We start from the raw sequence: 15,616 nt of genomic DNA on the forward strand, positions 1-15,616 counted from the left end.
CGGAGAAAGGGAGAAGCCCCCGGCCGGTGGCCGGGGGCTTCTCGATGGTGCGCTCAGCAGGATTCGAACCTGCAACCTCTTGATCCGTAGTCAAGTGCTCTATCCGTTGAGCTATGAGCGCAAGGAACGGGCGAACCCGATCTTGCGGAGTTTGGTGCGCTCAGCAGGATTCGAACCTGCAACCTCTTGATCCGTAGTCAAGTGCTCTATCCGTTGAGCTATGAGCGCTCGCCCTGGTGAACGTTGCCTCCGGGGCGTTGCGGGGACAACATTACATGACCTGCGGCGTAGGACGAAATCGGTTGATCCGGGCCCCGCCCGGCCCCCACCGACCTCTCCGAACCCCTCCCCGGCACCCCCGGCCCGCACCCCGGGTCCACCCGTCGGGCGGCCCGCGACCATCCGCCGGACCGCCCCGGACCCTGCCCGGGAACGCGAAGAGCCCCCGCCGACGAGATCGTCGACGGGGGCTCCCGACTGGCGGAGGCTGAGGGATTTGAACCCTCGATCAGGAATAACCCCGAAACCGCATTAGCAGTGCGGCGCCATAGACCGGACTAGGCGAAGCCTCCCCACATGGACCGTGCCCGCGCGAGCGGACCCGTTCCGTGTGTCAGTGATGATGCCACACCCGTGGGGCTCGGCACCAACCACCGCCAACGTTACTAGGCGGGTCGTCCCCGCCGCAAAGAAGAATGAGATACTGCCGTCTCCGGAGGAGCTGCCCCGAGCCGAGGAGACCTGTCGACGTGAGCAGCAGGCCGATCCGAGGCGCTGCTCGCCTCGCCGCCATACTCGACGCCCTGCCCGACGCGTTGCTGCTGGTGAACAGCAACGGCACCGTCGTGGACGCCAACAGCGCGGCGGTCCAGGCGTTGCAGGCGCCGGGCACCTCACTGGTCGGCATGGGCGTGCTGGGTCTGCTGCCCGAGTTCGACCCCAGTCGCATCCCCGGCTCGATGCGCCCGGCCACCCGCGACGGCGAGGCCCTCGACCGCCCGGTCCGGATGACCGCCCACCGCACCGACGGCACCACGTTCCCGGTCGAGGTCTCCGGCAACGACTTCGCCGACGACGGCGACGGCCGCGGCTACGCGCGCTCCCCGTACGACTCGTACCGCGAGAACTCGCCCTCCTCCTCCGACCTGCTCCTGCTGCTGGTCCGCGACCTCTCCGGCCGGCTCGGCGTCGAGGCCGAACTGCGCCGCCAGCACAAGCAGACCGAGATGATCCTGCGCGCCGCCGCCGAGGGCGTGCTCGGCGTGGACCTCGAAGGCCGCTGCGTGCTGGTCAACCCGGCCGCCGCGCACATCCTGGAGTACCGGGCGAGCGAGCTCGGCGGGCGCGAACTCCACCCGCTGATCCAGCACTCCCGGGCCGACGGCACCCCGCTGGCGCTGGAGGAGTCGGCGCTGCTGGACACCCTGACCTCCGGGCGCAAGCACCGGGTGCGCGGCACCGTGCTGTGGCGCAAGGACGGCCGGCCGGTCACCGTCGACCTCACCACCGCCCCGGTCCGGGACGGCGACCAGCTGGTCGGCGCGGTGATGACCTTCACCGACCGCAGCCGCGAACTCGCCCTGATCGCCCGCAACGAGCACCTCACCGCCGTCCTGGAGAGCGAGCTGGGCGGCGCGCTGAACGCGCTGAACCAGCGGCTCGACGCGCTCGCCGCCGACCCGGCCGGCCAGCTCTGGCCGGAGGCGAACTGGACGCTGCGCCGGCTGGCCGCCGAGTGCCGCCGGTTCGGGAAGCTGATCGACGGCGTGCTGGACCACCAGCGCTGCGAGGCCGGCGAGAGCGGCGCGGAGGCCAAGGACGGCAAGGAGTCCAAGTCCGGAAAGGACGCCAAGGACGACAAGGACGGCAAGGGCGTGCGGAAGGCCGCGCCGCGGGTGCCGGTGGGCCTGGACACGGTGGTCCGCCGGGCCGTCGAGGAGGCCGGCGAGCTGGTCGGCCCCGGCCGCGTGCGGTTCTCGGTGCACGCCGCCGCGGTCGAGGTGATCGCCGACGAGCGGCGGCTGGCCCAGGCGCTGGCCCACCTGGTCGCCGACGTCAGCGGCGTCGGAGTGGTGCTGGACCCCCCCGCCGCCCCCTCCCCCGGCCTGGCCGTGCCCGGGCTGAACGGCGCCGCCGCGCCCGTGCCGCCGCCCGCCCCCGAGCCGCCGACCGTCGTGCTGGCCGCCGCCCAGCGCGGCGAGGTCGCCCGGGTCGAGATCCGCGGCCCCGGCGTCGGCGGCAGCCCCGTCCACCTGCCGATAGCCCGCACGGTGGTCGAGCGCCACGGCGGCGTGCTCCAGCCGCACGAGCTGCCCGGCAAGGCCGGCACCACGTACGTCGTCGAGCTGCCGCTGGACCCGGCCGCCGCGAAGGCCGCCGCCGAGCGCGCCGCCGCCGAGGGCCGCTCCGACCGGCCCAAGGAGACCGACAGCGCCGTCCTGCCCGAGCTCCCGGGCATCCCGCAGCTGCCCAGCAGCGGCGCCGACGGGACCGCCGAGCCCGCGACGGCCGGCGAGCGGTCCGGGCCCGAGGCCCCGGAAGCCCCCGCGGCGGAGCAGGCGCCCGCCGAGGAGCCCCCCGCCGAGCGACGCGGCCGCCGTGGCCGCCCGGCCGCCGAGGCCACGGCCCCCGCCGGTAACCCCGAAGCCACCGGCGTCCCCGGTGCTCCCGGCATTTCCGGTGCCCCTGGCGATCCCGGTGCCTCCGGTGCTCCCGGTGCTCCCGGTGCTCCCGGCCTTCCGGCCGACCAGTGGCCGAACTCCCCCGCCCGGGTGGAGCGGGCCGTCCCCGAGCAGTGGAACGGCACCGGCAACGACCCCGCGTACGGCCGCCAGGGCCTGGCCGGACCGGACGGCGTCCAGAGCGACCCGTGGGGCAAGGACGACGGCCGCTCCGGCCCCGCCTACGCCGTGCCCGTCGACGGCGACCGGGCGCAGCCGCCGACCCGCCCCGCCGGACGCGAGCCGCTCGCGCTCGGCCCGGCCCCCGCGCCCGCCGCCCCGGACGGCACCCCGCCCGGCGGCACCCCGACCGCCGAGGGCGACCAGGAGCAGGCCGCGGGCGAGACCAAGCCCCGGCGCCGCCGCGCGCTGCCCTCCGCCGAGGACTCCTCCGGCGGCTTCGCCCTGCCCGGGGTGGCCGACGCCCCGGTCTACCCCGGCCTGGAGCACGCCCTGCCGGCCGGCCCGGCACCCGCGCCGCCCGAGCCGGCCGCCACCGCGCCGACCGGACGCCGCCGCCGACTGGCCGTCCCCCCGGGCCCCGGCCCGGACGCCCCGGTGAACGCCTCCGGTCCGGCCGGCCAGGCCCAGCCCGCGCCCGGCACCGCCCTGGCGCCCGCCCGGGCCGCGCTGCCCGCCGCCGAGGAGCCGTCCGCCCCCCGCCCGGTCGGCACCGGCCTGGGCGAACTCGCCCCGCCGCGCGCCCTCGGCCCGGCGCCGGTGCCCGCCGCCGCGCCGCAGCCGCCCGTACCGGCCGAGGCCGCCCGGATCGCGCCGCGCCCGGTCGCCGAGCTCCCGGCCGCCGAGGAGCGGCCCGCCACCGAGCAGCCGTCGGCCCCGACCGGCGAACTGGCCAACACCCGTCGGCTGCTGGTCTGGCCCGAGCCCGACCCGGCCACCAAGCAGGCCCTCCAGTCGCGCGGCTACCTGCCGGTGATCGTCCGCTCGCGCGAGGAGGTGGACGCCCAGGCCGCCGGCTTCCCGGCCGCCCTCTTCGTCGACCCGCTGACCGGCCCGATCACCCGCACCGCGCTGCAGTCGCTGCGCACCGCGGCGCTCAACCGCCGGGTCCCGGTGCTGGTCACCGCCGGTCTCGGCCAGGCCACCCGGGACGCCGCGTACGGGGCCGACCCGGCCGTGCTGCTGCGCGCCCTCGCGCCGCGCGACGGCGAGCACCACGCCCCGCGGGTGCTGCTGGTCGAGGGCGACCCGGACATCGCCGCCGCCATGATCAGCAGCCTGGAGCGGCGCGGCATGCACGTCGAGCACGCGGTGGACGAGAACGACGCGGTGGCCCGGGCCAGCAGCGTCCAGCCCAACCTGGTGGTGATGGACCTACTGCAGATCCGCCGCCGCCGGGTCGGTCTGCTGGACTGGCTGCGCGCCAACGACCGGCTGCACCGCACCCCGCTGGTGGTCTACACCTCGGTGGACCTCGACCCCCGCGAACTGCCCCGGCTGCGCACCGGCGAGACGGTGCTGTTCCTCGCCGAGCGCTCGACCAGCGAGGACGTCCAGTCCCGGATCGTCGACCTGCTCGGGCGGATCGGCGCGATGGGCGAGGCGGGCGTCGCCGCCGCGGGCTGACCCCCGGTACGCCGAAGGGCCGGCCGCCCCCGTTCCGGACGGGGGCGGCCGGCCCTTCTCCTCGATCACGCCTCGGTGTCACGCCTCGGCGGTCACTCCTCGACCGTCACTCCTTGCCGAGGACCGTGACGTCCAGCTCCTCCGCCGCGTAGCTGGCCCGGATCACCTTCTTGTCGAACTTGCCGACCGAGGTCTTCGGCACCGACTGCACGATCGACCAGCGTTCCGGCAGCTGCCAGGAGGCGATCCGCTCGCCCAGGAAGGCCCGCAGCTCCTTCAGTCCGACGGTCGCGCCCGGCCGCAGCACCACGGTGGCCAGCGGGCGCTCGCCCCACTTCTCGTCCGGGACGGCGACCACGGCGGCCTCGGCCACGTCCGGGTGCGCCATCAGGGCGTTCTCCAGCTCGACCGAGGAGATCCACTCGCCACCGGACTTGATGACGTCCTTGGCCCGGTCGGTGAGGGTCAGGTAGCCGTCGGCGGTGATGGTGCCCACGTCACCGGTGCGCAGCCAGCCGTCCTCGGAGAACTTGTCGTCCGGGCGGACCGGGTCCTGGCCGGCGCCGCCGTAGTACGCCCCGGCGATCCACGGGCCGCGCACCTCCAACTCGCCCGCCGAGACGCCGTCGTGCGGCATCCGCTCGCCGCCCGGGCCGATCAGCCGGGCCTCGACGGAGGCCGGGAAGACGCCCTGGGTGATCCGGTACGGCCACTCCTGCTCGGGGGTGAGACCGCCCGGCGGCTGGGCGAAGCAGCCGAGCGGGGAGGTCTCGGTCATGCCCCAGGCGTGCAGCACCCGGATGCCGTGGCGCTCCTCGTAGGCCTTCATCAGGGACGGCGGGCAGGCGCTGCCGCCGATGACCACCATGCGCAGGCTGGAGGTGTCGTAGTCGCCCGCGTCGAGTTCGTCGAGCAGGCCGGCCCAGATGGTGGGGACGGCGGCGCTGACGGTCGGACGGACGGCGGCGATCATCTCGGCCATCGGCTTGGGCTGGAGGAAACGATCCGGCATCAGCAGGTTGGCGCCGGACATGAAGGCCGCGTGCGGGATGCCCCAGGCCTGGACGTGGAACATCGGCACCACCGGCAGCGCGGTGTCGCGCGGGGTGAAGGCGAAGTTGTCGCCGGTGTTGACCTGGAGGCAGTGCAGGTAGACCGAGCGGTGGCTGTACAGCACGCCCTTCGGGTCCCCGGTGGTGCCGGAGGTGTAGCAGAGCACGGCGGCCTGCCGCTCGTCGATGTCCTGCTGCCACGGGTACTCGGTGGGCCGTCCGGCGATCAGCTCCTCGTAGTCGTGCACGCCGCCCGCGAAGCCGGCCAGCAGCGAACGGTCGCCGGGGCCGCTCACCACGATGTGCCTGAGGGTCGGCGCGAGGTCCGGGAGGACGGCGGCGAGCAGCGGCAGGACGGAGCCGTTGACGACGATCACGCGGTCGGCGGCGTGGTTGACGATGAACGACAGCTGCTGGGAGGGCAGGCGGAGGTTCAGCGTGTGCAGCACGGACCCCATCGAGGGGACGGCGAGGTACGCCTCCAGGTGTTCGGTGTTGTTCCACATCAGGGTGGCGACCCGGTCGTCCGCCGTCACGCCCAGCTCGTCGCGCAGCGCGCAGGCCAGCTGCGCGGCGCGTGCGCCGACCTCTGCGTAGGTCCGGACTACCGGCCCGGTGCCGTCCCAGGTGGTCACGGTCGACCGTCCGTGGATCGTGGACCCGTGCTCCAGGATTCGGGCGACGGTGAGCGGTACGTCCTGCATCGTGCTGAACACGGGTCCTCCTTGACCGGGCGGCACTGGCGGCTGCGCCTGCGGCACCTACCGGGCGGTAATGCGCGCCGACGTGCCCGATTGTGCCGCCCCCGCCCCCCGCTGTCAGCATCCCGTCCCCGTTGCACGGATCACGGCTCCGCCCCGGGCCGCCCCTCCGCCCCGCGCCCGGGTGGGGCGGTCAGGGCTGGGTGGGGGCGGCGGGGCGGGTGAGGCGGAGGGAGTTGGCGGGGTCGGGGGTGTAGGCGGGGTCGAGGGTCCAGCCCTGGGCGGCGGCGATGCGGAGGGCCTGGTGGGCGCCGGCGCCGCGGTAGGTGGCGCGCTTGAGGTGGATGCGGAGGGCCAGGGTGCCGTCGGGGGTGCGGGTGGTGGTGGGCCGGGTGCGGTTGGAGTCGCGTTCGAGGATGCGGCGGATGTGGCGGTCCCAGGCGGCGGGGCTGTTGGTGAACTCCGCGCGGAAGGCGCGCGGGCCGACGGTCCAGCGGGCGCCCCAGCGGTCCCAGTAGTCGGGCTCGGGGCGCTTCACCCAGCAGGTGAGCAGGCCGTACACCGGGGCGTAGACGATCTGCAGCAGGAGGACGAACGGCAGCAGCGGCGCGAAGCGGACCGGCTGCGGGCCCCACGGGGTGCCGGGGGCGGCCGGCGGGTCGTGCGGGGAGGGGGCGTTCAGGGTGGCCGGGGCCGGGAAGTGGCGGGCGAGCCGGACGTGCCCGGCGTCGGTCCCGGACGCCACCCCGTGCCAGCCGCGCGACTCCGCGAGCCGGACCACGCCGGCCGCGCCGAGGCCGCGGTAGAGCCGCAGGGCGAGCCGCACCCCCACCACCCGGCCGAGGTCGGGCTGCACCTCGCCGCCACCGGCCGCGTACGACGCCTCGGCGGCGGCGATCCGGCGCTCCAGGACCGGGGCGACGTAGCGCTCCCAGTGCTCCGGCCGGCCGGTGAGCTCGGCCCGCAGCCGGCGCGGCGGGATGAAGCCGCGGTTGACCTTCAGCCAGCCGTCGGAGCTGGGGCCTCCGCCGCTGTAGTCCGCGAGGATCAGGACGACGAAGAGGAGCACCAGGCCGAGCACCCAGAGCGGGGCGTAGATCCACTGGAGGAGGAACTGGAGCAGCACGGCGAGGCGGTTGCGGCGCGGCGCCGGGCCGGGGAAGCCGCCGGGCCCGCCCGGGCCGGACGCCGGCGGGGCGCCGAACCGGGCGGCGGGGTGGGGCGGTCGGGGAGCGGGCTGCGACGGCGGGGCCGGGTATGGCTGCGGGGCCGGGTGGGCCTGCTGGGCCGGGTACGGCTGCTGGGGCTGGTACGCCTGCGGCGGCGGTACCGGCTGCGCGTACGGGTTCTGCCCCGCGTACGGGTTCTGCCCGTAGGGCGCCGGTCCGTACGAGTCCTGCGGCGGCGCGCCGTACCCGCCGGTGCCGCCGTGTCCCTGGCCGTTCGCCATGCCGTTCCCCCCGTGCTTCGATCGGGGCCACCCTACCGGCGGGGCTCAGCGGGCGGTCGGGCCGTCCACCTGGTTGCGGTCGACGGTGAGGGTGGCACCGCCGAAGGTCTCCTCGACGTTGCCGTGGTACTGGTGGACGCGCTGGTGGAAGCTCCAGAGGTCGGGGGCGAGGCCGCCGGAGCCGTCGGTGTCGGCCCGGCCGTCCCAGCGGGCGTACCAGAGCGCGTCGGGCATCGGGGAGCTGCCGGCCCGGGCGGCGGCGGCGAGGTCCGCGATGCCGGAGTCGAGGCTGGAGTAGAAGCCCGAGCGGTAGCCGGCGGCGTGCAGGCCGGCGGTCCAGCCGAGGGTGAAGTCGACCACGGCCTGGCCGCAGGCCGGGTCGTGCGCCGGGTAGGCCTCGATGTCCAGGTAGACCGGGCTGCCCTTGACGAGTCCGAGCGAGCGCAGGGCCCGGGCGGCCTCGCCCGCCTCCTCCCGGCCCTGGTCGGCGGCCTTCGCCGGGTCGATCCGCTCGGGCTTGCGGCTCGGGTCCGCACAGGGTGCCTGCCGTCCGACGTGCACCGGCAGGAACCGCCAGCCCGTCGCCCGCGCCTGGCGCACCCACTCGGCGGTGAGCAGCGGCTGGGCGCAGCCGCGCTGGGAGCCGCTGGTGTAGATGCCGACCGCCCCGTACGGGGAGGTACCGCGCCAGGCCGTCAGGGTGTCGAGCGGCGGTGCGGTGCAGGCGTCGAAGGCGGGGCCGCTCCAGATGTCGCGGGCCCGGGGCGGGCCGGGTCGGTCGGGCAGCGTGGCGGCCCGGATGCGGGGGGTGGTGGCGGCGGCCGGGGCGGCGGCCGCGGCGTTCGCGCCCGTCCCGTCGGTGGCCAGCAGGAGCACGAGGGTGGCTGCGAGGAGGGCGGCGGGGCGGAGATGGCGCATCCCGCCTTGATACTGACGACCCGTCGGACAGCGGCGGCAGCCACGCCGCAGCGCCCTCGTGGGTCCACCCTTTCGGACGCACCCGTCCGTATCCGTCCCGATTTTTGTAACGAGCTTGCCCGTTCATCACTCCTTACGGCAAACTCACGAGCATGCCCACCTCCCATACCAGCGAAACCCCCTCCGCCTCGCCGTCGGCCGCCGCCGTCGCCGAGGCCCTCGCCATGCCGCCCGCCCCCAAGGGCGAGCCTGCCGGTGAGCGGGGAAGCTGGCGACGAGGTGGGGCGTCCGGCTCCGCGGCGCCACCCGACGGCCGGCCCGGTCGGTCCACCGGCCGGCTCGGCAAGGTCCTGCGGCGCCCGGAGAGCATCCCGGCGCCGCTTCTCTGTCTGACCGCGATGTTCCTGGTGCAGACCGGCATCGCGCTGTCCAAGCCGCTGTTCGGCCCGCTCGGCGTCAGCGGCACGACGTTCCTGCGGCTCGGCTTCGCCGCCGTCATCCTGCTCGCCGTCACCCGGCCGAAGCTGCGCGACAAGCGCCCGCGCGACCTCGCCGCGGCCGCGCTGCTCGGCATGGCCTCGGCCGGGATGACCTTCCTGTTCGCCGGGGCGATCGACCGGCTGCCGATGGGCACCGCCGCGACCATCGAGTTCCTCGGCCCGCTCGCGGTCGCGCTGGTCTTCGCCCGGCGCGCCAGCCACCTGCTCTGGGCGCTGCTCGCAGCCGCGGGCGTGGTGCTGCTGACCCTGCTCGGCGAGGGGGACGGCGGCGGGTCGCTCGACCCGGTCGGCCTGCTGTACGCCTTCGGGGCGGCGGCCTGCTACGCCGCGTACATCCTGTTCACCGACAAGGTCGGCGCGGCCTTCCAGGGGTTCCAGGGCCTGGCGGTGTCGATGACGGTCGGAGCGCTGACGCTGGCGCCGTTCGGGCTCGGCCAGGCGTGGGACGGGCTGACCGCGCCCGGCGCCTCGCCGCTCGGGCTGCTCGCCGCCGTCGCCGGGGTGTCGCTGCTGCTGCCGGTGATCCCGTACGCGCTGGAGATGACCGCGCTGCGACGGATGCCGCAGCGGGTGTTCAGCGTGCTGGTCAGCCTGGAGCCGGCGGTCAGCGCGCTGGTCGGGCTGGTGGTGCTGGGCCAGCTGCTGGGCGTGCCGCAGCTGGCCGGGATCGGCTGCGTGGTCGCGGCCAGCGTGGGTGCCACGCTGACCGGGCGGCGGTAGCCGCGCGGCGCGGGCCGTACGGCCTACGCGGCTCTACGGCGTCACCGGCTTTACCGGCTTCACGGCGTCGCCGGTGTCACGGCGTCTCCGGTGTCACGCCTCACGGCCAGAGCAGGGTGCGCGACCACTCCGGGGAGCTGACCGGGCCGGTGCGGGTGTAGCGCAGCCGGATGTGCCGGCGCTGGGCGTCGCCCTGCCAGAACTCCACCTCGTGCGCCCACAGGGTGTAGACCGCGTGCCCGGACGCGACCGCGTCCGGGTGCGTCTCCAGCCGCCGGCGGGCGACCGTCACCGCCTCGTCGTACTCGACGAACGAGCCCAGTGGCTCGCTCTGCCGCCCGACCAGCGCGCCGACCCGGGCGGCGGGCGAGCGGGTGGCGAACTCGGCGGCGGCGACCACGTCGGCGGCCTGCTCGACGGTGCCGCGCACCCGGACCTGGCGGCCCAGCTGCGGCCAGTAGGCGGTCAGCGCGGCGGCCGGGTGGTCGGCGAGCTGACGGCCCTTGGGGCTGTCGGCGTCCGCGGAGAAGTTCCAGCCGGTGCCGGCCGCGTCGACGTCCCGCAGCACCAGCACCCGGGCGTCCGGCATGCCGTCGGCGTCGACGGTGGAGAGGGTGAAGGCCTGCGGGTCCAGCACCCCGGCGTGCAGCGCGGTGGCGAGCCAGTCCACGAACAGCGGGCCGGGCTCGGCGGGGGCGGCCTCGTGGTCGAAGGACGGCAGCGGGCGGGCCATCGGCGGGCGGCCGAGCAGCAGTTCGGGGACGGACCGGGGGCCGGACCGGCGCTCGCGGACCGGCTCGGCCGGCGGCTCCGGGCGTGCCTCCGCCGCCGACGGTGAACCGGGCTCGGACCGGGGCTCCGGTGCAGGCCTGGTCTCGTCCGGGCCGCTCAGGCCCTCCTCCTCCGCCGCCATCGCGCGCCCTTCCTTCCGATTGCCGCGGTCGCCGCCCCGGCCGGGCCGGTCCATCCGGGCCCGGGCACGTGGGTGCGCTGTCGGAGCGCAACCGTACCGCCGTACACCGACGGCTCCGGGCGCGGGCCCTCGGTGGGCGGATCCGGGCCGGTCGGCGGGGGAATCCGGGGCGGTCGGACGGGGATTCCGGGTGGACGGGCGGGGCGGCGCGGGAGGTCAGGCGGGGCGGGGTGGCCGGGCACGGGCGGGGTGGCCGGGCACGGGCGGGGTGGCCGGCGCCGGACACGCTCGTGGGCGGTGCCGATGGCGGCACCGCCCAACGAGGCCGGTTTCGCGGTGACCCTTTCCGCCTACCGGTCGAATGCGCTGTTCCCTCTGGTGTGATGCGTCGGTACCCCGGTGTCCGTTCCGGCCTTCGCGATCCGCTCCGGGCCCTTCCGCGGCTGCTCAGCTCACCCGCGGCCCCCCACGTCCGGCGCCCCCGCCTTCCGTGGTGGTGTGGTGCCCGGTGCCGTCACCCGGCCGGGCGGGCGGTCAGTTGAAGGTCGGAGCGAAGACGACGTTGACGTTCTTGCTGTCCTGGCCTCCCTGGACGGTGCCCGCGTTGTCCTTCACCGCGAGGGTGTTGTCCTGGTTCGAGGCACCGGAACCGGTGGCGGTCTGCTGGGTGGAGACGTGGTTGCCGTCGACCCCGCCGAACACGTTGCCGGAACCGGAGTTGGAGACCGCACCGGCGTTGGAGGAGGGCTCGGCGCCCGCGCCCTCGTCCGCGACGGCAGCACCGGCACCGACCAGCAGCAGTCCGGCCGCTAGTGGGCCGGCGAGGAGGAGTCCGGCCAATCGGCGGGTGTGGATGCGTGCCATGGATGCCTCCAGGGAGCTTTTTCGGGCAACGGTCGATCAAGGTCTGCAAGGTTCGTCGGCCAGACGAAAACCTGCGGGCTGCGACGCCGGAAGACAGCCTTCCGCAACAAATCGACAAAGCGCCAGCTCGCACAGCGCATTTCGCCCGTTTGCGTGATATCCGTTCGGGCCGCGAATAACGAGCCGGAAAGCGGTCAAGGCACAGGCCCATCCCGGCTGAGCTGCAGGTATACCCGGACGGCCGCCCGCCAGGACGCCCCGGACCGCAGCGCAGCGGCGTCACACGATCCGCTGGGCGCACCACCCCGGCGCGCGCGAACCGTGAACACGCCCCTGAAAAGTTCGGTCACCCTTCCGTATCGACTTTTCCGGCCGTTCACAGAGGGCCGAGAAAATCAGATCATCTTGCCGGGATTCAGGATTCCCAGCGGATCGAAGACCGCCTTCAGCTGTCGCTGCAGGTCCAACGCCACCGGGCCCAGCTCGCGGGCCAGCCAGTCCCGCTTCAGCAGCCCCACCCCGTGCTCCCCGGTGATCGTGCCGCCCAGCTCCAGTCCGAGCGCCATGATCTCGTCGAAGGAGCGCTGAGCGCGGGCCGTCTGCTCCTCGTCCGCCGCGTCGAAGATGACGATCGGGTGGGTGTTGCCGTCCCCGGCGTGGCTGACCACCCCGATGGTCAGCCCGTGCCGCTCGGCGATCACCGCGACGCCGTTCAGCATCTCCGCCAGCCGGGAGCGCGGCACCGCGACGTCGTCGATCATCGTGGTGCCCAGCCGGTCCAGCGCGGGCAGCGCCATCCGTCGGGCGGCCAACAGCAGATCGGACTCCGCCTGGTCCTCGGCCGGCACCACCTCGGTCGCCCCGGCCTCCCGGCACAGCCGCGCGACCCGCGCCAGCTCGGCCACCCGGTCCGGCCCGTCGAAGGCCACCAGCAGCAGCGCCTGGGTGGACTCCGGCAGGCCCATCCGCCCGAACTCGTTGACGGCCCGCACCGAGACCGCGTCCATCAGCTCCATCAACGACGGGGTCAGACCGCGCGCCATCACCTCGCAGACCGCCGCCCCCGCCGCGTCCGCGCTCGGGAACTCCGCCGCCAGCGCAAGCTGCGGAGCGGGCGCCGGCCGCAGCGCCAGCACCGCCCGGACCACCACGCCGAGCGTCCCCTCCGAACCGACGAACAGCCTGGTGAGGTCGTACCCGGCCACGCCCTTCGCCGTCCGGCGGCCGGTGGACAGCAGCCGTCCGTCCGCCAGCACCACGTCCAGCCCGAGCACGTACTCGCTGGTGACGCCGTACTTCACGCAGCAGAGCCCGCCCGCGCCGGTGCCGATGTTGCCGCCGATCGTGCAGGACTCCCAGCTGGACGGGTCCGGCGGGTACGAGAGGTCCGACTCCTCGACCGCACGGGAGAGTTCGGCGTTCACCACGCCGGGCTCGACCACCGCGATCCGGTTCACCGGGTCGATCTCCAGGATCCGGTTCAGCTTCACCAGCGACAGCACGACGCAGCCGTCCACCGCGTTCGCCGCACCCGACAGCCCGGTCCGGGCACCCTGCGGCACCACGGGGACGCGCAGCTCGGTCGCGGTGCGCAGCACGTGCTGCACCTGCCCGACCGTCTCCGGGAACACCACCACCGCGGGCTGCCCGGCCGCGCAGAAGCCCGCCATGTCGCGGCGGTACGCGGCGGTCACGTCCGGATCCACCACGACGGCCCCGTCCGGGAGGCCCTGCGCCAGTCGGTCCGTCAGATCACTCATCGCCGCCTCCACTCGCCGCCCCGACCGCCTCCACCTCCGCACTCTGCCCGGACGGGACGGGGCGGGCAAGTGGGCCCCGGGGCGGGCGGGGAAAGGGAGGCGGACGGACTGGAGGCAGGGAAGGAGGGGCGAACGGGCTGGAGGGGGCGGCACCGCCAGAGCGGCAGGGAGGAGCCGCACGGCGGACGGGCTGGGGGCGCTGCCGCACGAGCGGGATGCCCGGTGGGCTCAGGCCCGGCGGAGGGCCGGGGCGGCCAGGGCGGTGAGGCCTGCGGCGGCGGTGGCGAGGGCGCAGAGCAGGGTGGGCAGGGTGGCGCCCGCCGTGTCCGCGAGCAGCCCCAGCAGGGCGTTCGAGAGCACCAGGGCCAGGCCCTGCACCAGCGTCAATAGGGCCTGGATCCGGGAGAGATGGGTCGTCGGCGCACCGGTCATCACCAGCGGGCCGAGGTGGCAGGCGAAGAGCCCCGAGCCGAGGCCCGCCACCGCACTGCCGGCCACCGCCGCCACCGGTCCCGCGGCCAGCGCCAGCAGCGCGGTCCCCGCCGACGCCGTACAGAGCCCGGCCGCCGCCCCCACGCCGGCCCGGGGCAGCGCACCGCGCCGGGCGACCAGGGCGGCCACCGCCAGCACCCCGGCCGCCTGCCCGGCGCTGACCAGTCCCGCCGGCCCGGCCGTCCAGCCGTGGGCCCGGGCGAGCAGCGGGCCGAGCAGCGACACCACCGGCAGCAGCGCCCCGGCCGCAGCACCGGTGAGCAGCAGCGCGGCCCGCAGCAGCGGGTCGGCGAGGGCGAGCCGGACGCCGGAGGCCGCCTCGCGCAGCAGACCGGCCGACGGACCGGACGGCTCGTCCTCCCGGGGCCGCACCCGCAGCAGGACCAGCAGCACGACCCCGAAGCTGACCGCGTCCGCCAGCGCCGCACCGGACAGCCCGCCGACCGCGACCAGCAGACCGCCCAGCGGCGCCCCGAGCAGGACGGCGCTCTGCCCGCCGGCCTGCCGCAGGGCGAGTGCCCGGGGCAGCCGGTCGGCGGGCACCAGCCGGCGCGGCATCGAACCGCTCGCCGGAAGGTGGAAGGCGTCGACCGTGCCGATCACGGCCGCCGCCGCGACCAGCAGCCACAGCGGCGTCCCCCGGTCGGCCGCCACCAGCGCCAGCGCGACGGTCGCGACCAGCATCACCGTGTCCCCGACGAGCATCACCCGCCGGGCGCCGAACCGGTCCGCGACCGCGCCGCCCAGCAGGACCAGCGCGGTGCGCGGCACCGTGACCGCCGTCAGGACCAGCCCGGCCGCGCCGCCGCCGTGCGCGGAAGCGGCCCAGCCGAGGGCGAAGTACAGCGCGGCGTCGCCCAGCAGTCCGGTCTGGACGCCGGCCAGCCAGCACAGGTACGTCCGGGGCAGCGCCGCCGAGGTCGGAGCGCCGGAACCGGCGGTGGTGCCGGTGGCGGTGCTGGAACGGGAGCCGGTGGCGGTGGTCATGCCGGGCGACGCTAGGGCCCTCGACCAGGTCGAGGGCAAAACGCGGCTACCGCCGGGCCACCGGCTCCTGGATCTCGGTGACCCACCCCGCCAGGTCGTCCGGGCACTCCAGGTACAGCTCCCGGGCGTAGCCGGCCGAGCGGTAGCCGTTCTCGTCGATGAACCGGGCCAACTCCTGTACGGTGCCCAGCACTTCGTCCATCGCACCGCGGTGCACGATGGTCGCCGCCGCCTCGATCGGCGGCAGGTCGAGCACCTCGAAGTCGTGCCCGTCCGGCCGCACCGCCGGGCCGACCGGGACGGCGGCCAGCACCAGCACCGAGCCGCCGCCCTCCGGCGCGTCCCGGTAGTGGGCGACGGACGGGCCGGCCGCCTCGACCCCGGCCGCGGCCAGCCGCCGGCACAGCTCGGCGAATAGCGGCCCGATCACCGGTCCGATGTCCTCCGGCTCGTAACTCGCGGCCACACCGGCCAGTTGGGCCACCCGGACGGACGGCACCGGCTTCACCACGACATCCTGCGCGGACATGGTCCCCTCGCTCTCGATCGTCCGGAGCCTCGCCTCCACCCGGGCCAGCCGCAGCTCGTCGGCCGCGATCGCCTCGGCGAGCTGGGCCCGCCGCAGCCGCAGCATCCCGCGCAGTTCGGCCGCGTCCACCCGCTCGTCCAGGACGTCCCGGACCTGCTGGAGGGTGAAGCCGAGCTCCTTGAGCGCGATCACCCGGTTGAGCCGGGCGAGTTGGGACGCCTCGTACGAGCGGTACCCGCTGACCGGGTCCACCCGGGCCGGCCGCAGCAGCCCGATCGCGTCGTAGTGGCGCAGCATCCGCACCGACACCCGGCCGTGGCTGGCGAAGTCTCCGATGTTCAACATGGTGCGACCACTCCACCCCCTGCCACCGTGTCAGGGTCAACCCCGACCGCCCGCCGCCCCCCGGGAAACACCGAGGGC

General features: G+C 75.4%; 10 protein-coding genes and 3 tRNA genes. 2 read left to right on the forward strand and 11 right to left on the reverse strand.

All coding sequences use genetic code 11. The features are described from left to right. Nucleotides 1-45 precede the first annotated feature (45 nt). The 3 genes from ACIQI7_RS06990 to ACIQI7_RS07000 all read right to left on the reverse strand — a co-directional run bounded on the left by ACIQI7_RS06990 (nt 46) and on the right by ACIQI7_RS07000 (nt 572). Nucleotides 46-121, reverse strand: a tRNA-Arg gene (locus ACIQI7_RS06990). 31 nt (nt 122-152) lie between these two features. Beyond that, nucleotides 153-228 (reverse strand) — tRNA-Arg (locus ACIQI7_RS06995). 250 nt (nt 229-478) lie between these two features. Beyond that, a tRNA-Ser gene (locus tag ACIQI7_RS07000) sits at nt 479-572 on the reverse strand. 177 nt (nt 573-749) lie between these two features. Here ACIQI7_RS07000 and ACIQI7_RS07005 point away from each other — a divergent pair. Further along, nucleotides 750-4,307 carry a PAS domain-containing protein gene (locus tag ACIQI7_RS07005; RefSeq protein WP_401105910.1) on the forward strand — a complete coding sequence of 1,186 codons (3,558 nt, stop codon included), beginning with the start codon at nt 750-752 and terminating at the stop codon, nt 4,305-4,307. A gap of 106 nt (nt 4,308-4,413) precedes the next feature. On the opposite strand, the gene ACIQI7_RS07010 is transcribed toward ACIQI7_RS07005, so the two are convergent. From ACIQI7_RS07010 to ACIQI7_RS07020, 3 genes are all read right to left on the reverse strand, one after another. Further along, nucleotides 4,414-6,075 (reverse strand): long-chain fatty acid--CoA ligase, encoded by a 1,662-nt coding sequence (locus tag ACIQI7_RS07010; protein WP_401105912.1) that lies wholly within the window; start codon nt 6,073-6,075, stop codon nt 4,414-4,416. Between the two features lie 178 nt (nt 6,076-6,253). Beyond that, entirely contained in the window at nt 6,254-7,510 is a 1,257-nt protein-coding gene (locus tag ACIQI7_RS07015) for a hypothetical protein (RefSeq protein WP_401105914.1), read from the reverse strand. 45 nt (nt 7,511-7,555) lie between these two features. Beyond that, entirely contained in the window at nt 7,556-8,428 is an 873-nt protein-coding gene (locus tag ACIQI7_RS07020) for a DUF1906 domain-containing protein (protein WP_401105916.1), read from the reverse strand. 152 nt (nt 8,429-8,580) lie between these two features. On the opposite strand from ACIQI7_RS07020, the gene ACIQI7_RS07025 reads away from it, so the two are divergent. After that, a complete protein-coding gene (locus ACIQI7_RS07025) occupies nt 8,581-9,648 on the forward strand; it encodes an EamA family transporter (protein ID WP_401105918.1) in 1,068 nt (355 codons plus the stop codon). A gap of 100 nt (nt 9,649-9,748) precedes the next feature. Here ACIQI7_RS07025 and ACIQI7_RS07030 read toward each other — a convergent pair whose 3' ends face one another. The 5 genes from ACIQI7_RS07030 to ACIQI7_RS07050 form a co-directional block, all read right to left on the reverse strand. Continuing rightward, the gene (locus ACIQI7_RS07030; protein WP_401105920.1) at nt 9,749-10,561 is read right to left on the reverse strand and encodes a pyridoxal 5'-phosphate synthase; all 813 of its coding nucleotides are present in this window, start codon (nt 10,559-10,561) and stop codon (nt 9,749-9,751) included. Between the two features lie 534 nt (nt 10,562-11,095). Then, nucleotides 11,096-11,425 (reverse strand): hypothetical protein, encoded by a 330-nt coding sequence (locus ACIQI7_RS07035; protein ID WP_401105921.1) that lies wholly within the window; start codon nt 11,423-11,425, stop codon nt 11,096-11,098. Nucleotides 11,426-11,820: 395 nt separating this feature from the next. After that, on the reverse strand, nt 11,821-13,185 hold the full coding sequence (locus ACIQI7_RS07040) for an FAD-binding oxidoreductase (protein ID WP_401105923.1): 1,365 nt from the start codon (nt 13,183-13,185) through the stop codon (nt 11,821-11,823). A gap of 228 nt (nt 13,186-13,413) precedes the next feature. Further along, nucleotides 13,414-14,664: an MFS transporter gene (locus ACIQI7_RS07045; RefSeq protein ID WP_401105925.1), complete on the reverse strand. Its 1,251-nt coding sequence runs from the start codon at nt 14,662-14,664 to the stop codon at nt 13,414-13,416. Between the two features lie 46 nt (nt 14,665-14,710). Continuing rightward, on the reverse strand, nt 14,711-15,538 hold the full coding sequence (locus ACIQI7_RS07050; protein WP_401105927.1) for a MerR family transcriptional regulator: 828 nt from the start codon (nt 15,536-15,538) through the stop codon (nt 14,711-14,713). Nucleotides 15,539-15,616 lie beyond the last annotated feature (78 nt).

Origin of the sequence: Kitasatospora sp. NPDC092039, assembly GCF_044756065.1 — a bacterium.
Classification (GTDB): domain Bacteria; phylum Actinomycetota; class Actinomycetes; order Streptomycetales; family Streptomycetaceae; genus Kitasatospora.